Origin of the sequence: Rhizobium sp. BK098 (assembly GCF_014193155.1) — a bacterium.
Lineage (GTDB): Bacteria > Pseudomonadota > Alphaproteobacteria > Rhizobiales > Rhizobiaceae > Rhizobium.
In genome coordinates this window covers 425592-447022 of sequence record NZ_JACHYY010000001.1, presented here as the reverse complement: position 1 = coordinate 447022, position 21431 = coordinate 425592, and the positions used below count along the sequence as shown (strand labels likewise).

At 58.3% G+C, this 21431-nt stretch carries 25 protein-coding genes and 1 tRNA gene; 8 read left to right on the top strand and 18 right to left on the bottom strand.

Annotated elements, in window-relative coordinates:
* Positions 1 to 11 precede the first annotated feature (11 nt).
* Together terL and FHT73_RS02165 are read right to left on the bottom strand one after the other, a co-directional pair.
* Complete coding sequence (gene terL, locus FHT73_RS02170; RefSeq protein ID WP_183709560.1) at positions 12 to 1496, bottom strand: phage terminase large subunit; 1485 nt, start codon at positions 1494 to 1496, stop codon at positions 12 to 14.
* Positions 1453 to 1800, bottom strand: a complete 348-nt coding sequence (locus tag FHT73_RS02165; RefSeq protein WP_183709559.1) for a hypothetical protein — start codon at positions 1798 to 1800, stop codon at positions 1453 to 1455. The genes terL and FHT73_RS02165 overlap by 44 nt, the downstream gene beginning before the upstream one ends.
* 331 nt (positions 1801 to 2131) lie before the next feature.
* Here FHT73_RS02165 and FHT73_RS02160 point away from each other — a divergent pair, with 331 nt between their 5' ends.
* The gene (locus FHT73_RS02160) at positions 2132 to 2770 is read left to right on the top strand and encodes a 50S ribosomal protein L11 methyltransferase (RefSeq protein WP_183709558.1); all 639 of its coding nucleotides are present in this window, start codon (positions 2132 to 2134) and stop codon (positions 2768 to 2770) included.
* Positions 2771 to 2840: 70 nt separating this feature from the next.
* On the opposite strand, the gene FHT73_RS02155 is transcribed toward FHT73_RS02160, so the two are convergent.
* The 4 genes from FHT73_RS02155 to FHT73_RS02140 form a co-directional block, all read right to left on the bottom strand.
* Positions 2841 to 3506 carry a DUF6362 family protein gene (locus FHT73_RS02155; protein WP_112605095.1) on the bottom strand — a complete coding sequence of 222 codons (666 nt, stop codon included), beginning with the start codon at positions 3504 to 3506 and terminating at the stop codon, positions 2841 to 2843.
* Entirely contained in the window at positions 3481 to 3897 is a 417-nt protein-coding gene (locus FHT73_RS02150; RefSeq protein WP_112334391.1) for a hypothetical protein, read from the bottom strand. The genes FHT73_RS02155 and FHT73_RS02150 overlap by 26 nt, the downstream gene beginning before the upstream one ends.
* 58 nt (positions 3898 to 3955) lie before the next feature.
* The gene (locus tag FHT73_RS02145) at positions 3956 to 4237 is read right to left on the bottom strand and encodes a hypothetical protein (RefSeq protein WP_112399018.1); all 282 of its coding nucleotides are present in this window, start codon (positions 4235 to 4237) and stop codon (positions 3956 to 3958) included.
* 75 nt (positions 4238 to 4312) lie between these two features.
* Positions 4313 to 4537, bottom strand: coding sequence for a hypothetical protein (locus FHT73_RS02140; RefSeq protein ID WP_112605090.1), 225 nt, complete (start codon positions 4535 to 4537; stop codon positions 4313 to 4315).
* Between the two features lie 361 nt (positions 4538 to 4898).
* Here FHT73_RS02140 and FHT73_RS02135 point away from each other — a divergent pair, with 361 nt between their 5' ends.
* The 3 genes from FHT73_RS02135 (at position 4899) to FHT73_RS02125 (ending at position 6823) form a co-directional block, all read left to right on the top strand.
* The gene (locus FHT73_RS02135) at positions 4899 to 5687 is read left to right on the top strand and encodes a LexA family transcriptional regulator (protein ID WP_183709557.1); all 789 of its coding nucleotides are present in this window, start codon (positions 4899 to 4901) and stop codon (positions 5685 to 5687) included.
* 306 nt (positions 5688 to 5993) lie between these two features.
* Positions 5994 to 6380 (top strand): hypothetical protein, encoded by a 387-nt coding sequence (locus FHT73_RS02130; RefSeq protein ID WP_246698838.1) that lies wholly within the window; start codon positions 5994 to 5996, stop codon positions 6378 to 6380.
* A gap of 47 nt (positions 6381 to 6427) precedes the next feature.
* Positions 6428 to 6823, top strand: a complete 396-nt coding sequence (locus tag FHT73_RS02125; protein WP_183709555.1) for a DUF4440 domain-containing protein — start codon at positions 6428 to 6430, stop codon at positions 6821 to 6823.
* A 70-nt stretch (positions 6824 to 6893) separates the two neighbouring features.
* Here FHT73_RS02125 and FHT73_RS02120 read toward each other — a convergent pair whose 3' ends face one another.
* From FHT73_RS02120 to FHT73_RS02100, 5 genes are all read right to left on the bottom strand, one after another.
* Complete coding sequence (locus tag FHT73_RS02120; protein ID WP_183709554.1) at positions 6894 to 7544, bottom strand: response regulator transcription factor; 651 nt, start codon at positions 7542 to 7544, stop codon at positions 6894 to 6896.
* A 3-nt stretch (positions 7545 to 7547) separates the two neighbouring features.
* The gene (locus FHT73_RS02115; RefSeq protein WP_183709553.1) at positions 7548 to 8612 is read right to left on the bottom strand and encodes an ATP-binding protein; all 1065 of its coding nucleotides are present in this window, start codon (positions 8610 to 8612) and stop codon (positions 7548 to 7550) included.
* Between the two features lie 228 nt (positions 8613 to 8840).
* Positions 8841 to 10172: a nitrate/sulfonate/bicarbonate ABC transporter ATP-binding protein gene (locus FHT73_RS02110; protein WP_183709552.1), complete on the bottom strand. Its 1332-nt coding sequence runs from the start codon at positions 10170 to 10172 to the stop codon at positions 8841 to 8843.
* 21 nt (positions 10173 to 10193) lie between these two features.
* Positions 10194 to 11954, bottom strand: a complete 1761-nt coding sequence (locus FHT73_RS02105; protein WP_183709550.1) for an ABC transporter permease subunit — start codon at positions 11952 to 11954, stop codon at positions 10194 to 10196.
* Between the two features lie 1037 nt (positions 11955 to 12991).
* Positions 12992 to 13354: a hypothetical protein gene (locus FHT73_RS02100; RefSeq protein ID WP_183709548.1), complete on the bottom strand. Its 363-nt coding sequence runs from the start codon at positions 13352 to 13354 to the stop codon at positions 12992 to 12994.
* A 441-nt stretch (positions 13355 to 13795) separates the two neighbouring features.
* Here FHT73_RS02100 and FHT73_RS02095 point away from each other — a divergent pair, with 441 nt between their 5' ends.
* Both FHT73_RS02095 and FHT73_RS02090 read left to right on the top strand, forming a co-directional pair.
* Positions 13796 to 14902 (top strand): hypothetical protein, encoded by a 1107-nt coding sequence (locus FHT73_RS02095; protein WP_183709546.1) that lies wholly within the window; start codon positions 13796 to 13798, stop codon positions 14900 to 14902.
* A gap of 110 nt (positions 14903 to 15012) precedes the next feature.
* The gene (locus FHT73_RS02090; RefSeq protein WP_183709544.1) at positions 15013 to 15231 is read left to right on the top strand and encodes a hypothetical protein; all 219 of its coding nucleotides are present in this window, start codon (positions 15013 to 15015) and stop codon (positions 15229 to 15231) included.
* Between the two features lie 112 nt (positions 15232 to 15343).
* Here the strand turns inward: FHT73_RS02090 and FHT73_RS02085 are convergent.
* A tRNA-Ile gene (locus FHT73_RS02085) sits at positions 15344 to 15419 on the bottom strand.
* A gap of 163 nt (positions 15420 to 15582) precedes the next feature.
* Between FHT73_RS02085 and FHT73_RS02080 the strand changes: the two genes are divergently transcribed.
* Positions 15583 to 16326, top strand: coding sequence for an SIMPL domain-containing protein (locus FHT73_RS02080; protein ID WP_112605066.1), 744 nt, complete (start codon positions 15583 to 15585; stop codon positions 16324 to 16326).
* A gap of 124 nt (positions 16327 to 16450) precedes the next feature.
* Here FHT73_RS02080 and FHT73_RS02075 read toward each other — a convergent pair whose 3' ends face one another.
* From FHT73_RS02075 to FHT73_RS02060, 4 genes are all read right to left on the bottom strand, one after another.
* Positions 16451 to 16789 (bottom strand): hypothetical protein, encoded by a 339-nt coding sequence (locus FHT73_RS02075; protein ID WP_112334374.1) that lies wholly within the window; start codon positions 16787 to 16789, stop codon positions 16451 to 16453.
* Positions 16790 to 17033: 244 nt separating this feature from the next.
* On the bottom strand, positions 17034 to 17339 hold the full coding sequence (locus FHT73_RS02070; protein ID WP_112411637.1) for a hypothetical protein: 306 nt from the start codon (positions 17337 to 17339) through the stop codon (positions 17034 to 17036).
* A gap of 179 nt (positions 17340 to 17518) precedes the next feature.
* Complete coding sequence (locus FHT73_RS02065) at positions 17519 to 17944, bottom strand: secondary thiamine-phosphate synthase enzyme YjbQ (protein WP_112605643.1); 426 nt, start codon at positions 17942 to 17944, stop codon at positions 17519 to 17521.
* Between the two features lie 79 nt (positions 17945 to 18023).
* Positions 18024 to 18377, bottom strand: coding sequence for a DUF1428 family protein (locus FHT73_RS02060; protein ID WP_112605063.1), 354 nt, complete (start codon positions 18375 to 18377; stop codon positions 18024 to 18026).
* A gap of 131 nt (positions 18378 to 18508) precedes the next feature.
* Between FHT73_RS02060 and FHT73_RS02055 the strand changes: the two genes are divergently transcribed.
* Complete coding sequence (locus tag FHT73_RS02055) at positions 18509 to 18907, top strand: GNAT family N-acetyltransferase (protein WP_112605060.1); 399 nt, start codon at positions 18509 to 18511, stop codon at positions 18905 to 18907.
* A gap of 14 nt (positions 18908 to 18921) precedes the next feature.
* On the opposite strand, the gene FHT73_RS02050 is transcribed toward FHT73_RS02055, so the two are convergent.
* Complete coding sequence (locus FHT73_RS02050) at positions 18922 to 19848, bottom strand: LysR substrate-binding domain-containing protein (protein WP_183709542.1); 927 nt, start codon at positions 19846 to 19848, stop codon at positions 18922 to 18924.
* Positions 19849 to 20136: 288 nt separating this feature from the next.
* Complete coding sequence (locus FHT73_RS02045; protein ID WP_112605051.1) at positions 20137 to 21366, bottom strand: MFS transporter; 1230 nt, start codon at positions 21364 to 21366, stop codon at positions 20137 to 20139.
* Between the last annotated feature and the right edge of the window lie 65 nt (positions 21367 to 21431).

Below are 21431 nucleotides of genomic sequence, written 5' to 3'. Positions count from 1 at the left end.
CCCGAGCGAGCCTAGAAGTTGCTGAAGCTGAAGGACGAACTCAGCGCGAGTTCGTTCAAAGCGTCGGCGAAGGCATCGACCTGATCGTCGAACTGCCCATTCGGGAAGGCGCAGATCTCATCAAGAAATGCTTCGTTCCAATCCCCACGCAAAAGCTTGACGTTTCCCGCTTCAGCCTGCGCCGAGGCGGGTTTGGCGCGCGTCGCCTTGTCGCCGGTCGGTGATATGGCTTTTACAGGAAAACCAGCGAGCAGCTTGATCTTGGTTTCCGCATCGGCCTTGCCGGCCGCACCCGGATCCTGTGGCATGCGGATCGTCACCGTCGGGCCGTCCTGCAACGCAGTGTTCTTGAGATTGCGCTCTACCTCGGCAGGCGACCAGCGTCCTCGCGCGATGGTTTCGACATAGAAAACACCACCGGCCAAAGCCATGCGCAGACCGACGGTCCAGTCTGGCTTGCGGCCGGGACGTGCTTTCGAAGCGGCAAAGTCCCAGGCGCGACAACGCTTCGCACCGGAAGGCAGTGCCTCGACGATTTCGAAATCGCCGCGCTGAAATAAACCGCCCGACCGAGGGGCGGGCCGTTGCTGAAACTGTCCGGCCACCGCATAGGAGCCGAGCGGTATCTTGTCCCTCTCGACGACCGCACGAGGAAAACGCTGTGGAAAAAGCAGCTCCCCCTCCTCCGTCCTCGGATCGACAAATCCGATCGAGGTCCGGCATCGGCGCTCCGGCTCGAATTCCATCGGCAGCATCAGGTGTTCGTAGCCGAGCCCAAGCGCGAGGATCGTCCCGGAGACATCCGCCTCATGCAGCCGCTGCATCACGACAACGATCGCCGAGCGTTGAGGGTCGTTGAGCCGCGTCGGGACGGATTCGCGAAAGGTGCGAACCGTGGACAGGCGCTCGGCCTCCGATTCCGCCCCATCCACGGAATGCGGATCGTCGATGATGACACGATCGCCGCGGCCGCCCGTCAACCTGGAGAACGGCACACCCTGCCGCGAGCCCAAGCAGCCATTGGCGAAAGCAATTTCGCCCGTTCTTGTCAGCCTGACCCGATCGCCCCATAGTGTCTGATACCATTCGGAGGCAACGAGATCCCGCATGCGCCTATTGTCGCGCGTGGCGTAATGTTCCGAATACGAGGCACCGAGATAGCGCAGTTGCGGTTTGCCTTTTGGCCCCCATTCCCATGCCGGCCAAAAGACACCGCACAGGAGCGATTTCATCGTGCCCGGCGGAACGTTGATCAGCAGCCGGGTAATGTCACCCGATGTCACCGCCTCAAGATGTCGGCAGATAGCATCAATATGCCAGCCGTGGACATAGTCGACTGAGGGCTCGACGACATGCCAGGCCTCTCGCACGAAGCCGGTTAGAGACTGGCAGCTGGCACGAATGCGCTCGGCATCCATGGCAAGCCGGGCTGCGACCTCCATCTGCTCGCGTTCAGCTCTCCGCCTCGCCTTCTCCTCTTTGATCGCTGCGATCATCGTCGCCGGATCCGGCAAGCGGACCGAAGAGAGATTCGAGTATTGCAAGCTGCTCATCCGTGGCATTGGTTAGATCGATGGTGACGCCGCGGCCTTCCTTGGCCCCGGCGCCGGAGCGCTCGCTAGGTTTCTGATGAACATAGGATGCGGCAATCTTCGCCATTTCATCGCGCCGCTTCTGGTCCGCTTCGTCGTCGCGCATCACTTTCAGCATGTAATCAAGCGGCGTATCTTCGACGGAAACGGCCTTGCGACGGCGCGCACGCGGTTTGCGCGGCGCGACTGGCTTGTCGGCATTGGTCATGCTTCATCATTTCCGATGGAATTTTGAAAGAAAACAAGCGGCTTAAAACATCGCTTGCGGTCAACAGTGCGTCGCTGCAACTGTTCTCATCATGCCAAAATAGATACCCCATTTCGGCTGAGTTGGCGACACCCTTGAAGGCCGATCAGCGCGCAAGGAATAAGGATTTTGACGAGGGCTACAAATAACCAATTGAAATTCCCCGTAAATATCGGATTCTCCAGTCCGACGAACTAAACGATCTAGCCCTCAATTCGCGAAAATACTCAAGATGCGCAAAGGCCGGCCGACAGGAATCTCGGCAAGACGAAACAGCAGTTCGGATGATCCCATGAGCCAGGATTGGCTTCGGCGGTTCATCGCCGCCAATCTCCCGGTCATGCATGTTCCAGGTATCCCCGATATTTGCCTGCATAAAGCAGATCCACAAAGCGGGCTGCGACACCTCGCAGAACAAGATTCGCAATTCGGCTCACCGTACTGGGCGCATTACTGGGGAGGAGGTCTGGCTCTCGCCCGTTATCTTCTTGATAGGCCGGAAAGTGTGGCTGGTCGCCGCGTATTAGATCTGGGCGCCGGCTCGGGAATTGTCGGGGTTGCCGCTGCAAAGGCAGGCGCAGCGAAGGTATATGGCGCCGACATTGATCCCTATGCAATCGCAGCTATCGAGCTCAATGCCGCGCTCAATGATGTGACGATCGATACGGTACTCGCCGACCTGACGAAAAGCGAACCGCCTGACGTCGACGTCATATGCGTCGGGGATCTTTTCTATGAGGCAGCGCTTGCGGAGAGCGTCATCGCATTTCTGGACCGCTGCCTGGCTCGGGAAATCATGATTCTGATCGGTGATCCCTGGCGAGTTCATCTGCCGACATCGCGTCTCCGGCTCTTGGCAGAATACACGGTCCCAGATTTTGGCGAGATCACTGCAAAGACTCGCCCCGCCGGCGTTTTTGCGCTTGATTGAACAAAGTCACCAATCGGAGATATTGGTGCATCACAATGATCGCGGGTTCGGACCGCATCAGTGCGACGGCTCAGACTTTCATCTTGGCGCGCCTACGATTCCCGCGTTCCAGTCGCTTGGCCAGTTCGGCAAGTTCCGGGCTTGCCGCGTCGAAAACTGGCCGCGCATCGTCCGGCAGCCAATGTGTTTCATGTTTGAGTGCCTTCGGCCTTGCCCGGTCGAGACCGCCAGGCGCATTCGGCATCATTGGCGATATGCGCGACCAATCCGGTTCCTGAAGCATCGGTGAGGCAGCGAGAAGTACATCGGCCAACTTCTGGAACTTGCTGTGAATACGCCGTTCGGCCGTGCGCCGTACGCGCCCGGTCCGCGCGCAAAAATCCCGAAACGAACCAGCAATATAGGGCGCGGCAAGACAAATGGACCATCGCGAAAGCAGAATGCGCCGCTCCTCATCCTGGACGTGAACCCGGAGCCATTCCAGCAAAACCTCCTCTGCCCGACTGATGGCTGCAGCACTCGGCCGATAGCGAATGCGGATATCGGCGTGATCCATCGGTTCGGGCAAAACCTCCGGCCAAAGTGTCCGCATCCTGTCGGGCCGGATGCCGCGCACGTCGAGATGAACCATCGTATCGGCAGCTTCGACGAAACGTGCACGGACGATCAGGCTCAGGTCGGCAATCTCAGCCGCGCGACGGGACAGATCGTCAAACTGCAAGGCGGACCGGTGCATCAAGTCGTTTCTCCAATTCCTGATAAATCAGCGTTCGCAATGTCGCCCGAACGGGCCACGGCCGCCGCGCCACTGCATCCGTGCGCAATGTGGCAAGCGCTATATCATCGAAGGCACCCAAGAGATCACCTGGACGCTGCAGCGCCCAATCCTGGCGCTGCGCCAGGACATCGGATATGGCGCCGATCGTGTCCGACCAGAGTTCATCACGATTGCTCCCGGTTTGTCGGATGCATCGCAGAACAAAGACCAGATGACCGTCCCCGTAGCGGCCCCGGATTTCCTGCATCGTACCGCGCGCGTGGCTCTCCGCCGGTGCGCGGCGCCGATGGACGGGAACCAGCTTGATACCGAGCCCATCGAGAATAAGATCCAGCCTGCCTTTGGTCATGACAGTTCAACTCCTTTCGTCGGCGAATTTGTTGCCTCTTCCATCCATGGGCAGCTCACTAAGCGCTTCCAATCGTGGCGGTAGCGCTGGCCGATTTGGGTTTGAAGAAGGCCTCCGCCTTAGAAATCGCTTCCACCCTCGCCCCATCTCGGAGCATCGGCGTGTTGAGATAAGCAACCATCGCCTCGCCGGCTGCAGCCTTGGCAGCATCTTGCGTCGCAAAGACGATCGGTTCACCTCTCCTATCCCGCAGGACCTCATTTGTCGCTCGGTGAACCTTGCGAATCCAGCCGAGATGGCCGCCGGCAACGGCTTCTGTTCCGATTTGAAATTCGTTCATAGCAACCTCCCCCGGCTCGCTTGGCCAGGTCTATCTCTAGAGTTTTCGATTGGGTTTTGAGGTTTGGGTGCCCGCCTACCGCCTGCGCAGTTCCGCCGGCCGTGCCGGCTCTTTGGGCGCAAGCGTGGGGTCTTCGGCAATGCGGAAATGAATTTGGTCTCCCTCCGGAGCACCGAAGTCCTCATCTTCAAGGGATCTCATTGGCGATTTCCAAGTGACCGACTTTATCGCGATCACCATAGCGACAAAAAACAACGCCGCGCCGATACAGGCGAGAAGACCCTGAAGCATTTCGATCATGGCAGCGCCTCGTGACCAGCTGCTTCGGAAAAAGACCTGATCTTCGTCATTTCCGCAGGCGCGACGGCTACATCACAACTCTCACAATGCAGCTCGATGATCTCCGCGATCGATAGAATTCGGAAGCATCCGGGGCACCCCCAAAAGCGATCGAAATATCCAGCCTGCGACACTGTCCTCCTGTTCCCATTGCCTATGATCATAACTTCACCTCCAAAACATTGTCCGTCGCGTACTGCGCCGGGCCGCTCACCCGCCAAATAGCGTTTTGCGCCACGGGCACCTTGATAAACACAAATTATGTCGATAATAATGATGTTGTCAACATGATTTATGGCGGAAATTTTGCAAGGGTCAAAAGATGCAGAAATCCATGGGCGAACGACTAAGAGCGGCGCGCGAAGCCGCAAATTATCCATCAGCCACGAAGGCGGCAGAAGCGCTGGGCGTGAGCTTGTCCACCTATCGCGCGCATGAAAACGGTCAGAACGAATTCAGCGCCGAAGTCGCCAATCGCTATGCCAAGAAATTCGGCACGACCGCGGCTTATCTTCTCACTGGCGAAGGTCTGCGCAAAACCGCACGTCCGGCGCCAAACATTGTCATGTCCTTCGATCCCGACGAGCAGGATCACGATGGATTTGCCGAGAGCGGCGAAGAGCTCAGCTATAGCCGGGAACACTGGAAGCCGCAGATCGAAGGCGCAACACCGGAAGTGGACGTCAAGCTCGGCGCCGGTAGCGGCGTCGTCGGCGAAGTCATCAACCTCCCCGTCGGCTCAGGCAATGTCGCCGGGCATAAGATCGTCGCAGAATGGCTTATCCCCACCGGCTATCTGCGAAACGAGGCCAAGGCTTCCCCGAGCCACACGATCATCATGGAAGTCGTCGGCGATTCCATGCAGCCGACCTACATGCCCGGCGATCGCGTCATCGTCGATCTCTCACAGAACCAAATGACCACCGATACGGTCTATGCGATCAGCGACGGTTATACGGAGCCGCAGATCAAGCGCTTGCAGCGAGTTCCCTTTAGCCGGCCAAGCGAAGTCAAAATCATCTCCGACAATCCGGCACTGGAAACTTTTACCGTCGAATTGGACCGCTTGACGATCATCGGCCGGATCTGCGGTCATATCGCACGCAAATAAAACCAATTTTCTATTTGAGTCGCGCTATAAACATAAATTATGTTGACATATATCATGTTGAATGGCAACTTTACCGAGAAGAGCCGTTGGCCCTGAATGGAATGAGTCCGGGCAAGAGCAGGACCTCGCCGGAAGTCAGCGAAACCGGACAGGCCAATTGCAACGATTGGAAAAGCCGCAAGGCCATCGAAGGAGAATGTCATTCATGCCGAGACAGCCGAATGCTTTCATAATCATACCGGCAGATGCCGTGAGGGGCGCCGGCGTTGCCGAACTATCGTCGATCACCAGGGTGGGAGAATGATGATGTACGCTTCAGAATTCTCCTGCGAGTATTCGTTTGATGAGCTTAGTATCCGCCTATGCGATCGTTGGGAAACCGGGTTGCTGTTATACGGGCGTGCTGAGCTGACCTCGGCAGGAGCCGATTACGAGGACGAGTTCTATGTGTCGGCAATCAGACTGGATGGTGGTGCAAGACTGTCACGGCCGAATGCCTCGAACAATGCAGGCAGCTTCGAGTCCGAATTATTCCGGCGGATAGCAACGGTCATCGAAGACGACAGAACACAGGCGGGTCGTCACGCCGCCGAACTCTTCGTCTCTGCGTTGGAGCAATCTAGAGAAGCTGACTATGATCAAAACCACAAGTTCGAGCGGGAGAGAAAACTGGAAGCACTCGGGACATACTGAGGTCCGCGACATACAAACATCGATATTCACCGGAGGTCGCTGAAACAATGAACGTTCCCCAGGACGAGCTTGAAGAGATCCGCCTGCTGGAGCAGAAGCTACATCTCCCGGAAATACGACGGTCGCCGGCAGTCGTGGCGGAATTGCTGGCCAAAGGCTTCGTTGAATTTGGCAGTTCCGGTACGGTCTACGACGATAGGGATGACCTGATCGCCGGTCTGGCCGCAGAAAAGACGGAAGAAGCCGCCCCTCCCATTATTTCCCGCGACTATGCCTTTCGATCGATCTCACCAGATGCTGTCCTCGTCACCTACAGAAGCGTCCGGCAGGCCGGAGAGAGCGGTCCGGAGCGGCATACTTTACGGAGTTCGATTTGGCAGCGTATCGATGGGCGATGGCAGATGATTTTTCACCAGGGAACGCCAACGATTCCGCGGGATTGAACTAATCCGCGTGGCAACACCGCATTCGTAAGCCATGAGATCCTCGCGACTGGGGACGAGCGCTGCAAGACTAACGGAGCCCGGGCGTCGTATCTCGGGCTTTATCGTTCGTGAGGCCGAGATTATCCGCCATCCGAATGAGGTCGGCGACGGAGTCGGCGCGCATCTTGCGCATCGCCTGACCTCGATGAACCTTGACGGTGATTTCGCTGAGGCCGATCTCGGCAGCGATCTGCTTGTTGAGGAGACCTCGTGCGACGAGCGCCATCACCTCGCGTTCACGTGGCGTGAGTGTCGAAAATCGCTCATGAAGATCGACTTCCGCCGCCTGCTTGCGCAGCCGGATGCGATCGATTTCGAGCGCTTGCCTGATTGCATCGAGGAGATCCTGCTCACGGAACGGCTTCAAGAGAAACTCCACCGCCCCCGCTTTCATCGCCCTGACGGACATCGGCACGTCGCCGTGCCCGGTGAGAAAAATGATCGGGATTGCATATCCCATACGCGCAAGCTGATCCTGAAAATCAAGGCCGCTCGCATCCGGCATCCTGACATCGAGCACGATGCAGGCTGGCCCCTCAGACCGAGAAGAAGCCAGGAAATTCCGCGGCGATGCAAAGGCACGCGTATCGTAGCCGACGGAGCGTAATAGGCTGTCCAGCCCATCGCGCACGGATGGATCGTCGTCGATCACGTAAACGGTCGGCTGCCGTCCTTGCATGCCCTACCCCTTTGCCTTTCCGCTCAGCGGCAAGGTGAAACCGAAGACGGCTCCGCGTGGAAAATTCGGCGCGGCATAGATGGTCCCGCCATGCGCCTCGATAATGGATCGGCTGATGGCAAGCCCCATCCCCATGCCCTTCGGCTTGGTCGTGTAGAAGGCATCGAATATCCTGTCGAGCCTTTCGGCCGGGATGCCGCTGCCGGTATCGCGCACGCTGACGGTCACCTTCCGTTCGTCCGCGGCAGCGCTGACGAGCATCTCGCGCGTTTCCTCATCGACCTCCGCCAGAGCTTCGATCGCATTCATGACGAGATTGAGGATCACCTGCTGCAGCTGGACCCGGTCGCCGGCCATCAATGGTAGATCGCTCGCCAATTCCGAGCGGAACAGGATTTTATTCCGTCGAATCTCGCTGCGAACGAGTTCCAGTACATCATTGATAGCCTCGACGAGATCGATCGCGTCGCTAGAGGGCGACGAGCGCGCCACGAGCCCGCGAACACGACCGATGACATCGCCTGCTCGCCCGGCATCCGCGACAATTCGCTCGATAGCGCGGCGGGCTTCGTCGTGATCGGCCGGTGTTGCGGACAGCCATCGAAGCGCGGCATTGCCGTTAGCGGCAATTGCGGTGATCGGCTGGCTGACTTCGTGGGCTATCGATGTGCCCAACTCACCGACGATCATGAGACGTGACATGCGTGCAAGCTCGGATTGCGCCTGCCTCGCCCTTGCATCAAGCATTTCGATCCTGATCGCCAGATAAGTGGTCGCGCCGATCGCGACTAGGCTAAGTGTACTGTTGATCAGGCCTGCCTGCGAAGCGCCGTGACGCGTCAGGAAATAGCTGATGACAGTCAAAGCAGCACATGCAATCCCGACTATCGCGATAGCGCCTGTCCGCCCCGAATAGACCGCCAGCAAGATGACGGATACATACAAAACGGCAAAGGCGATCTCCAGATCGGTGATCGTATCGCCGATAAAAATGAGAGCGGCAAGAACAGCAATGCCGAGCCAAAGCAAGGGCATCTCGAAGAGGTATTTCAAAAACTCGCGCCTCATCCCTGGCATCCCTGCATCACGGCTTCCGCAAGATTGCGTGCGGAAGCTGCAAACTGCCCGAACCGAAGCATCAAAACAACAACCGCGTTCTCCGGTGCCGAGAAAGCTGGCGACCCGCCGGATCTGATGCGCTAAGTCTTGGCTAGGCGGCCTGTCAAATCCTGGAATGCCATGAGCTGATCGCCGCCTCAACCGGCGGCGCCCTCTCGCGTTCGTTCCAGCGGGGTTTCAACTCGGGTTTTCCAGCGTGAACAGATCGGCGTTTTCGTCATAGGCGAAGTATTCTGCGTAGCGAGCCCAGTTCGTGACGGCCTTGATGGTGGTGTCGGCATAATCCTCGGACATGTGATCCTCCAGCTCATCGCGGAAGCGCCGTGCAGGTGCGCGGTGAGTCGGCCGCTCGTCGAGCACACGGCGAATATGTGCAGCCAGCGGCACATAGGTCGCCAGGTGCTGTTCGAAGAGTCTCTTGCGTTCATCGACGTCGCTGTCGAAGAAGCGCAAGCCCGGCGCCGTCAACTTAATGTCGCCCCCTTCCAGATCGGCAAAACGCAGGAGTTGAAGCGTTTCGGCGACCGGAAAGAGATCATCGATATCGAGATGCAGATGGGCCGCCAGCGGCGGCAGGTCGGCCTGCCCGCGATACGGTTCGGCGGCGACCGTTTCGATGAGACCGGACATGAGGTTGGTCGACACGCGCGGGAGCGCCATGGCAATACCCGTGCCGGGGAAAAGGCCTTCGCGCGACGGCGCATGGGTCTTTACCGTCATCCGCGCGTAGATGTCTTCGACGAGCATGCGGAAGGCCGGATCGAGACGATTGCGCGGCTGCGGCAAATCCACATGGATCTCCGCAATCACGCGGCCGGGATTCGACCCGAAGATCAGGATACGGTCGCACATCAGCACCGCTTCTTCGATATTGTGTGTCACCATGAGAACCGACTCGATCGGCATGCGGCCCTCGCACCACAGATCAAGCAGATCCGTGCGAAGCGTTTCTGCCGTCAGTACGTCGAGCGCAGAAAAGGGTTCATCCATCAGCAATACCTTCGGCCGGACGACGAGCGCACGCGCAAGGCCGACGCGCTGGCGCATGCCGCCCGACAGCTCCTTCGGATAGGCGCTTTCGAAACCGTCTAGGCCGATGAGATCGATTGCAGCGAGCGCACGCTTGCGCCTCTCAGAAGAAGCAACACCTTGCGCCTCCAAGCCAAGCTCGACGTTTTGGAGGACGGTCAGCCAGGGAAAGAGCGCAAAGCTCTGGAAGACCACGGCAACATCGGAGTTGGGGCCGACAACCGGCCTGCCTTGGAAGGTGATGTCCCCTTTGCTCGGGCGGATCAGGCCGGCGATTGCACGCAGCAGCGTTGATTTGCCAGAACCGGAACGGCCGAGCAGCCCAACGATTTCATTGGGATAAAGCTGCAGATCGACATTCTCGAGCACGACGAGCGAGCCGGACGCCCCCTTGTCGTAAGCCTGGCACACCTGCTTGGCGAGAACCAGCGGTGCATTTTTTACAATATCGAGCTTCCTGGAGATGACAGCGTTTTCCATATTCGGTTCTCCGATCTTGAATTAATCGAGGCGCATGCGGCGTTCGGCGAAGACGTAGAGTGGCCGCCAGAGCGTTCTGTTGAAGAGCGTCACGAAGATCGACATGACGACGATACCAAGGATGACACGCGGAAAATCGCCCGCCTCAGTCGCCCTCGCGATGTATGATCCAAGTCCGAAGGCTTCGAGTTTCGTGTTGCCCCAGCTCGCCAGTTCAGCGACGATGCTGGCGTTCCAGGAACCGCCGGAAGCGGTCAGCGCTCCCGTGACGTAGTAAGGGAATATCCCCGGCAACATCACTCGCCGCCACCAGGTCCACGAGCGCAGCCGGTAAACCGAGGATACCTCCCGCAGATCGGTAGGGAATGCACTCGCGCCGGCGATCACGTTGAACAGGATGTACCATTGCGTGCCGAGGACCATCAGCGGCGACAGCCAGATGTTCGGACTGGCGCCCGTCGCAACGATCGCAACCACTGCAACGGGAAAGAGTACGTTGGCCGGAAAGGCCGCCAGGAACTGCGCCAGAGGTTGGACGCGCTCGGCAACAGCTGGACGCAAGCCGATCCAGACGCCGATCGGAACCCAGATGACGCTGGCGACTGCAATGAGAACGACAACGCGAATGAGCGTCACGAACCCACCGGCAAAAGCAATCCAGACATCAGCCAAGGAGAGCGTCCGGCTGAGATAGGAAACCGCATCCCCGATACTCCAGGCACCAATGACGGCGATCAGCGCATACCAGGCGATGTCGATAGCCCAGCTGACGGCTCGCTGCCCGCCGCGCTCTCTTGCGACGGCTCGCGACGTCGGTGGCAACCGCAGGAGCATCAGCCGACCCCATGCAGCTGCCAAAGGCGTGGTCACGTATTTCAGGAGTCGCGTGCGGCGGATCAGCGAATAGACCCAGGAGCGCGGCTTCTGCTGCCCGGCCGTCTGCTCGAAGCGGAACTTGTCTGCCCACGCGACAATCGGGCGAAAAAGCAGCTGATCGTAAAGAAGGATGACAACTGCCATGGCGAGCACAGCCCAGCCTACGGCGGTGAAATCCTGCTTGTCGATCGCAACCGCCAGCCACGAACCCAGACCTGGAAGCTGCACGGTGGTGTTACCCACCGTGATCGCTTCGGATGCAACTACGAAGAACCAGCCGCCGGACATCGACATCATCGTGTTCCAGACGAGACCGGGCGCCGCAAAGGGAGCCTCCAGCCGCCAGAAACGTTGCCAGCTCGACAGGCGAAATCCACGGCTGACCTCATCGAGATCGCGCGGAACCGTCCGCAGCGACTGATAGAAGGAGAAAGCCATATTCCATGCCTGGCTGGTGAAGATCGCGAAGATCGACGCACATTCCGCACCGAGCTGACTTCCGGGGAAAAGCCCCATGAAGAAGGTCACCGTGAAGGTCAAGAAGCCGAGCACCGGCACCGATTGCAGAATGTCGAGGGCCGGAATGATGATCTTCTCGGCGCGGCGGCTCTTTGCGGCAAGCGTCGCGACGACGAAGGTGAAAATGAGGGAGGCGATGATGGCCGCCATCATCCGCAAAGTCGTGCGCAGGGCGTATTCGGGCAGATAGGCCGGGTCGAGCGACAGCGGTACCGTGGACAGGCCAGCCAGCGGCGCGCGCATCTCGGCTATACCATGAAGTGCGAGATAGGCGGCAGCGGCAATGAAAGCGAATGCGGCGAGATCATAGCCATTCGGCAGGATACGCGCACCCGCCAACGCAGCGACGGCACTACGCCCGCGTCGATCGTTAGCAAGGAAAACCATGTGATAACCCTTTGAAAACAGGAATTTTTAGCCAGGGTGCGACGTAGGCGCCGCATAGCGACGCCACGGGTACTTCTTTCAGAAGGAACGGTTTAAGCCGCGCGACGGCTGCCATCCTCATCAAGGAAAGGCCCGCTTTCCGTCGTCCAAAAGCACTCAAGCTTCCCGGTATGGGAATTGATGTGCCAAATGGCGATCAGCCGCGGACGCTGTGGCGATACGGAACGTTCGGCCGGACGGCTGCCGGTCAAAACGGCAAAAGCGTTCGGGGCGGAAAACTTGGTTGCGAACCTGCGTCCGCGGAAAAAAACGATGTTGTTCATGGCTCACCTCATCGGCCCGCCTAACGGCAGATCCGAAGGGCGAGCCGGACAGGCTAAGCCCGACCGACGCTCGTCCGGCGAATGCCGGCAGCGGTCCAGGTTGTTGCGATGACCGTCCGGATGCAGCATGACGCCACAACCGGACAGCGACTAGGGTAGCTATCCATTGGTTTCTTGATCTGTTGGTTTCGTAAGCCTTCGCCTGATGTTGCGAAGACATGGCCGTAGTGTCACAGCCGCGAAGAGCGGTCAATCAGGCAATGGTGCACCGCCATTATACCAAAGTATAAGCCGTAGGCTCTGTTGGCGAATGGGCCGATAAGGGCAATAAAATCCTGACTCTAATTGAAGTTACCACTTCTGTGGGGGGAAGTATCTGGAGGTCGGGAGCTTCTCTAACACTGCGTTGGTCATGAATTTTCCGACCGCCAATAGTTGCGGGGAAGATAGAATTTAGCCGATCAGGACTGTTTTCTTAACGGACCCGCATCGGAAACGAGCTCGCCAGACGTCGAATGAATGTCGGAAAACTGAGCTTTTGTGCAACAATAACTTTCGAAATTAAAGCTCGAGAATAGTTCATTTGCAAATATTTGTGCATTGCATCAGGAATATATAATCGATTCCACTGTCATTTCGCCGTTTATCCAGACGGAGCGCGAAAGGCGGCCGCGGTTATATATCTGAAGCAATATAGAAGGCGCGATGAAATTTTTACTCAGAACTTTTGGTGAAATCGCTCTTCTGGATGGCGACGAACATCAAATAAAGTTCCCCAAGAAGGCACTTCTGATTATTGCCTATTTGCTCGCGAGCGATAGAAAATCCGTCAGCAGAACAAATATGGCGAGATTTCTCTGGGGCGATGGCGACTTGGCGAATTCGCTGACAAATCTTCGCAAGCTGGTCTCTCGTATCAAGAGCCGACAATCGGAATTGAACACCGAATTTCTGACCTTTGACGATACGGATATTTACCTGGTGACCGGCTCGCTCAAAAGCGACATCTTCCCGGCCGGCGCAGACACGTCCAAGGATCCGATAAAGAGCCTTGCTCGCTTGATCGAGGCCCTGCAATCAAAGTTCATGGAGCGGGCTAACTGTCAGGCCAGAGCCTTCATCGACTGGCGAGAGGGCGAAAGAAAGCGCCACTTTGCGATCTTGAAGGAAACACTGGATGCGGCGGTGAAGCTTCCGATAGCGACCAGCGATGTCGCGCCCATCAAGGAGGCGGCTCTCCTTCTTTTCGAAGCCGAGCCGCAGGACATTGCAACGCATCGTATATTATTGAAGGCTTTCGATGCCGAGGGCGGCCTGGAACAACTCAAACGCATATTTATGCAACGCGAGGATCTCGCCTCATCATGGCCGGCGCTCCTTCGGGCATCCTCTCGCTCATCAATATCGGCCGCTGCGCCGCATTCGACCGCCATATCCGAGCAGGATATCCCTTTGCGGACGATCTCGCGCATTCCACGTCTCGCATTGCTGCCGCCCGCCGGCGGCAGTACCGATGACGTGGCAACCATGCTCGCATCCTCCTTGATCGAAGATATCACCCTTGGTTTCAGCGCACTGCATAGCCTGAGAGTGATCGCCCCCTACTCCGCTGCTCAGATCGGACGCCAAAGCGGCGATCAAACCACGCTTTTCGAGCGATACGACATCAATTACGTCTTGGAGAGCCGATTAATCGGGCCGAGGGAAGATCCCACGCTCTTTACGCAGCTCATCTCATTGCCAGGCAGCAAGATTCTGTGGGCGAAGCACTTCTCCTTCGCTAAACCGGATCTTGCGCGCTACAAGCGCGAAATCTCGCAGGAGGTCGTGCGCATCTCCGTCGCGAAGGTCGAGCATCATGAATTGGCGCGCATATATTTTGAGCCAAGCCCCGTCGCATATCATCGATACCTTGTCGGGCTGCAATATCTCGATCACCCTTCCCTGCTCAAGCTGACGCGCGCCCGCAAGGAGCTGAAAGCCGCGCTGCGCCATAGCGCCGATTTTGTACCGGCCCTCGGCTCCCTTGCCCGCACCTATTCCAAGGAATGGCAGTTAACCCCGCGCCGTGAGCACCAACTGCTGAAGTCGGCCGAAGATTTTGCCGAACGCGCCATCTCGGTTCGCAACGATTTGTCCGACGGCTATCGCGAGCTGGGCGTCGCCAAGCTTTTTCTGGGTTCTATCGACAGCAGCGTAGAAGCGTTGGAAATAGCGGAGACCCTCAGTCCGCATAACGCCGATATTATTGCCGACCATGCTGACACGCTGGTCCACTCTTCCCGGCCCGGCCTGGCTCTCGAAAAAATCCAGCGGGCCATGGATCTCAATCCCATAAATCCGGATGTCTATCTTTGGATCGCCGCCCGAGCGAATTATGCCCTGAACCAATTCCAGACCGTACTCGATTATATCGGCCGAATGATCGACCCAAGGCAAGCGGACGGGCTTGCCGCAGCGAGCTGGGCAATGCTCGGCAATCAGGATGAAGCCCGCGCACTCGCTCGTCGCGTCCGCGAGAACAACCCTGCTTTCGACGTCGATGAATGGCTGTCGCTCGTCCCCGTGAAGGAGCGATGGCACAATGACCTGTATCGAGAAGGTCTCAAAAAGGCAGGATTTTGAACGCTGAAGCCTTCCAGCCGTAGATCTTGGGAACCCTCCCTGAGGTAAATCGAACGTAGACATCATCGACGCCACCAAGACTGGCGATCTTCATTTTCTTGTTACGGAATATGGAAAGCCGTTTTCTGTTCCAGGATTTGGTAATTGGTTTTGGGACGCCGCGAGAAAAGCGAGGATTGAAAAAAACTCACGGGCTAAGGAAGTTGGCAGCAACGATGGCCGCCAGTGGTGGGGCGACTGCCTACGAACTGATGAGCCAATTCGGCTGGACCAACTCTAAGCAGGCAGAAGTTTACACCAAGGGGCTGATAGAGCTCGCCTTGGAGTGAAGGCTTCTAGCATCGTTTCTGAACAGTTGGCGAACGAACTCGCCCCTCCATGTGAATCTGGTGAGGGGAATGTTGCCGAAAATGAAACCAAATGAACTGGTTAAAAAATGACTGGTGGGCCCGGAGGGACTCGAACCCCCAACCAAGCGGTTATGAGCCGCCGGCTCTAACCATTGAGCTACAGGCCCGGGCGCAGCAAAAGACGTTGCGCTTGCGATTCCGGAGCAATGGTTCTCCGAAGCCGACTTGGCTCTAACCCAATTTCTCTTTTCCGACAAGGGACTGCCGTAATACCTTCACAATGAATCCGCAAAAGCTCATCTTGAGGGATCATCAACCAAGGAACGAACCATGCTTCTGACGAAAACCAGAGATTTTGCTCTTGCCGCTCTTGTTAGCGCCACTTTTTTCGTGCCGGCGGCTGCTGCCTTTGCCGAAGATGGCAAGCCGCGCGAGGCCGTCATCACTGTCACCGGCGAGGGACATGCGGCGATCGCGCCGGATATGGCTGTGGTGACGCTGTCGGTCGTTCAACAGGCCAAGGCTGCGCAGGACGCTCTCGATCAGAACAACAAGGCCATGGGTGCCGTGCTGGCAACGCTGAAGGAAAGCGGCATTGCCGAACGCGACCTGCAGACCTCCGGCTTTTCGATTCAGCCGCAATATACCTACCCGAACGACAAGGACGGCCACAACCAGCCGCCGGTTCTGAACGGCTATCAGGTAACGAACGGCCTGACCGTTCGCGTGCGCGATCTCTCCAAGCTGGGCGGATTGCTTGACCAGGCGGTTAAGCTCGGCATCAACCAGGGCGGCGATATCCAGTTCACCAACGACAAGCCGGATACCGTACTCGAAGACGCACGAAAGAAGGCCGTCGCCGATGCCGCCGCCAAGGCAAAGACCCTGACGGATGCCGCCGGTGTCAAACTCGGCCGTATCATCGCCATTCATGACGGCGTCGTTGCTGCACCGCCTCAGCCCTATATGCGCGCCATGGCTGCATCCGCACCTATGGACAAGGCCGTCCCTGTCGCAACCGGCGAGAACGAATACAACGCATCGGTGAGCATCACCTACGCGATCCAGCCGTAGACAAAACAAAACCGCCCTTCGCTCAGATCCCATCGGATCGCGCAAAGGGCGGTTCCGCGGCCCCCGCCAAAGGCGAAAAGGTCAGAGAACGAAAAACGGGCGCTCTGTGCGCCCGTTTTGCTTGTCAGCGGCCCAGAAGCGGGCAGCCGCGAACGTTGGCAAACATCATCGTATCCGGACCGCGGCGACCGAAGCCGTCAACGATGACACGGCGCGGCGTCACATCCACGACGCGGGCGCGGCGCAGACCATAGCTGCGTGCAACATCCACGGCCTGACGGGGATCGCAGCCACGCCGATCAAAACGCGGCGGCGGACGATCATAATCCGGCGGCGGCGGGCGATGGCGGCCCGGGTTCACATAAATATCCACCCCTTGTGCAGAGGCAAAATCCGCAGTGCCCGACAATGCAGTCACCGCGACACAGACAGCGACCCCCAACTTTGCCAGCATTTGTCTCATTGTGTTCTCCGTGAAGCAGAAAGCCTCTCTCTCATGCCAGCGATTAGCGCTGAATGAGTGCCGAGAGGTAAAGGCAGATGCTGAATGAGCTCGGAATCAGCCATTCATCCATTACTCAGCTACAATGAACGCTAAGGGGAAACCAGAGGGCCGATAGTAGCATAGAGCTAAAATAAAGCCGCCTCTCTTTTGGAGACGGCTTCAAATTCATCACATAGATGTGGAAAACCTCGGTACGCAGCAATCAGCGGCGGATCAACGGGCAACCCGGCGCATTAGCGAACACAACGCGATCCGGGCCACGGCGGCCGAAGCCTTCGACCACGACGCGGCGCGGCGTGATATTGTCGATGCGGGCGCGGCGCAGGCCCATGTCGCGTGCTTTCTCAACAGCGAGACGGGGCGAGCACATGCGGCCGCGCGGGTGATCATAGCGAGCCTGCTGGATGCCAGGATGGAAGTCGTTGGCCGATGCCGTCATGGTGGTGGCGGACATGGCGCCGAATGCCATGAGAGCTGCAATACCTGCCTTGGCGAAAAGATTGGTCATGGTGTTTCTCCTTCAAATCCTTGCTGCGGATCGTTGCAATCCCCTTCTTGGTCGCTCATTGGTGAACGCCCTTGGGATTGGGGCCACGTTAGGTCAGCCAAGCTGAACCGAACACGAATTGGCCGTTCAGATTGTATTCACGACGGTTAACAATCTATTGACGAGAGAAGGCGCGCTATTCAGCCAGAAAAATGCAGCACGATCTCGCGGCGATGTGGTCGGTCGCGATGCTCGAAAAGATAGATCCCCTGCCAGGTGCCGAGCGCCAGCCGACCGTTCATCACCGGAATCCCGATGGAGACCTGCATCAGCGCAGCCTTGATATGCGCCGGCATATCGTCCGGCCCCTCCATCGTGTGCACGATCCAGCGCATCGACGGATCTGAGGATGGCGGCACGAGCCGGCTGAAGAAGGCCTTGAGATCGGTCTTGACATCGGGATCGGCATTTTCCTGAACCAGAAGGGAACAGGAGGTGTGGCGCACGAAGACAGTCAGAAGCCCCTCACCGCCTGCCGCTACTGAGCGGACGAATTTCGCCACCTGATCGGTGAATTCATAGAGCCCTTGACCATGGGTCGAGAGCGTGACAACGGTTTGTGGCATGGTATCCCCGAACATGACGATAGCGATGCGCATCAGGTCGGGCGCAGTGGCCGGATGTCAAGTCCGGCCTCTGCTCGGACTAAAGCTCGATGGCGACCTTGAAGCCGCCATAGATCATGCGCTTGCCGTCAAAGGGCATGTTTTCCATCTCATCCTTCAACCGGGGATCGGCCATGACCTTGGCCAATATCGAATCGCGGCTTTGCCGTGATTCATAGGTGATCCATGAAAACACCACGACCTCGTCTTCCGTTGCCTGAACGGCACGCGGAAAGGAGGTGAGTTCGCCATAGGGAACATCGTCGCCTATGGCCTCGACGTAGCTGAGTGCGCCATATTCACGCCAGACCGCCCCGGCTCTTTGCGCCAGCACCTTGTACGCCTCGATCTTGTCTTTCGGCACAGCGACGATGAAACCATCGACATAGGACATTTCAGCCTCCTCTGTTCTATGTTCACCTTCAAAGGACGATCGACCACAACCGGATCCGACATCGGCAGCAGATATATTCCGCACGCTTCCGAGCGGTCGGAATGAATGCGCCGAAGTAACACGCGGGGGAAATGCCAATGGCTATAGAATACAGGGATAATCCGGATCTGGGAAACGAGGCGCTCAATGCCCTGTGGGCGACCGCCTGGAACACTCCCCACCCACGGGACTTCCAGCCCATCCTTTCCCGAAATCTCGCCCATGTCGGCGCATTCGCTGGCACGAGACTGGTCGGCTTCGTCAATGTCGCCTGGGACGGCGGCATTCATGCCTTTATTCTCGATACCTGTGTCGATCCGGAATTGCGGCGCAGAGGCATAGCAAGCGCTCTCGTCGAGCGGGCGAAAACCCTGGCCAGCGAACGTGGCGCGGAATGGCTCCATGTCGATTTCGAGCCGCATCTCAGCGGCTTTTATCGAGGGCTCGGTTTTGCTCCCACTGAGGCCGGTCTCATTCGGCTGCGCGATTAACAGACCATCTCCCACTAGTCCGGCGAACGAACCTGCGCGAGCAGCCAGTTGCGGAACAGGGCCGCAGCCGGGTTCAGCAAGGCGTTCGGCGGATAGACCAGGCTATAGCTGACGGCAGCCGGCTGCACCTCGACAAAGCATCTCACCAGCTTTTTCTCGGCGAGATCGCGTGCCACCAGCGAGCTTCGCACGAGAGCAAAGCCGCGGCCCTGTCGGCAAGCCTCCAGCATCTCGGCAAAGGAATCGAAGAGAGGCGCCTCCTCCACAGCCCGTGCGATATCGAAACGCACGCCGTCCTCGCCGCCGCTCTCGCCAATCACCTGCTCGTGCCAGCGCTGCCAATCGAGAATCGTATGCCGCATGCCGGAATAGCGCAGAAGCGGAGCAGCCCTTATGGCCCAGCGCGGCGGCAGTCGTTTGGACAGTTCCGGCGAACTGACGACGAACTCCTCGTCCGTCAGTAGCTCTTCATGGGTGAAAGCCGCGTCGGCACGGCCGAGCCAGATGGCGAGATCGGTACCTCGAGGCTGAAAATCCGGGCGCTGGTAGCCGACAGCCAGCTTCACCTCGATGTTCGGATGACGCTGGCAAAAATCCGGCAGCCGCACCGCCAGCCACTGGCTGGAAAACTCCGGCGAGACGGAGACCGCGACGCTGCGAACCGAAATACTCGCGCGCGCTTGGTACAGTGCCGCCTCCAGCTCCGCGATCACGCCTGAGATTGCTGGGTGCAGGCGCGCACCCAACGGCGTCAGCCGCGCCCCATTTCGGCCTCGGTCGAACAAGCGCCCACCGATCCATCCTTCCAGCTGTGCAAGCTGATGGCTGACGGCGGTCTGCGTCTGCCCTATCCGCTCCGCGGCACTGCCGAAGCCACCGGTCTCGGCAATGGCGCAGAATGTCTGAAGCACCGAGAGCGGTGGCAACGGCCTCTTTCCCATGAAAATCCCTCATGCTTTGTAGCCTGAGGATTCATTATACATCGCTCTATTCTAGGCGCACCTATCTACTGACCAAGCACTTCGAGGTCACAGATAGATGAACATCCTTCATATTAACAGCTGGAGAGCATGGGTCGTCCGACTCCTGATCTGGCAAGGCGCCGCGGAACGACGCTCGCACAATGAAGGTGGCCGAAAGCGAGACATGCTGCCTGAGGAAAACCAACATCTGCTGCGGGACGTCGGGTTAATCAATCTCGCGGAAAAGCAATCCAAGGATGGACGCCGCTAACCTCTGAGCGTCTTCACCCTGGTCAGATCTGGAAAGAGGCGCATCCAGAAGAGCACCACGACGATGGTTCCGACGCCGCCGACGATGCCGGTCAGGACAGGTCCAAGTGCAGTGGCAAGCATGCCGGACTCGAATTCACCGAGCTGATTGGACGTGCCGATGAACAGCGAATTTACGGCATTGACCCGACCACGCATGGCATCAGGCGTCAGGAGCTGCACGAGCGAGCTGCGCACGACGACGCTGACGGTATCCGAGGCACCGACGACGAAGAGCGCCGCGACCGAAAGGATGATGTTGCTCGAGAGTGAAAAGACGATAGTGGCGACCCCAAAGATGAGCACGGCAAACAGCATCTTCTTGCCGACATCGCTCTGCAGCGGCCGGCGTGCGAGCCAGATGGACATGGCGAGCGCGCCGATTGCCGGCGCGGCACGCAACAGGCCGAGCCCCCAAGGTCCGGCATGCAGGATATCGCGCGCGAACATCGGCAGCAGCGCCGTCGCGCCGCCAAGCAGCACGGCGAAGAGATCGAGCGATATCGTTCCCAGCATAACCGGGCGGCTTGCGATAAAGGAAACGCCGGCAAAAACGGAGTTCAGCGTCACCGGCTCGCGCGATGCCGGTTGCTCCCGCTCGACCCGGATCGAAATGACGTTGACGCTCGCGATGATATAAAGCACGGCCGACATGGCAAACGGAGCAACGGGGCTGACGCCATAAAGCAGACCGCCCAGCGAAGGCCCGATGATGAAGGCCGTCTGCATCATCGAAGTGGAGGTGGCAATGGCAACCTGCAGCAACGAAGACGGCACGATATTCGGTAAAAGTGCTGCCATCGTGGGACGTTCAAAGGCGGTTGCTGCGCCCATGACGGCAACGGCAGCCAGAATGCCGGCGGGACCTATCCAGTGCTGCCAGACGGCCATGGCAAGAACCAGCGCGGTTAGCGCCTCGATCAGCTGGCAGGCAAGGCCGATGCGGCGGCGGTCGAAGCGATCGGCGACATGCCCGACGACAAAGGTCAGAATGACCATGGGCAGAAACTGGCAGAAGCCGACGAGACCGAGGAAAAAGGCGCTATGGGTCTGATCGTAGATCATCCAGCCCATGGCAACCGTGACAGACTGAAAGCCTATCGAAGAAAAGACGCGCGACGCAGCGAATGAACGATAGCCGGGGTGACCGAGCACGCTTGGCCGGTCCAGAGTCTGCAATGTATCCATGGGCCTTTTCGTCTGCCGGCAGGGGCGCTCGCAGACTTGCTTCTCAACAATCGAATTTTCTACAC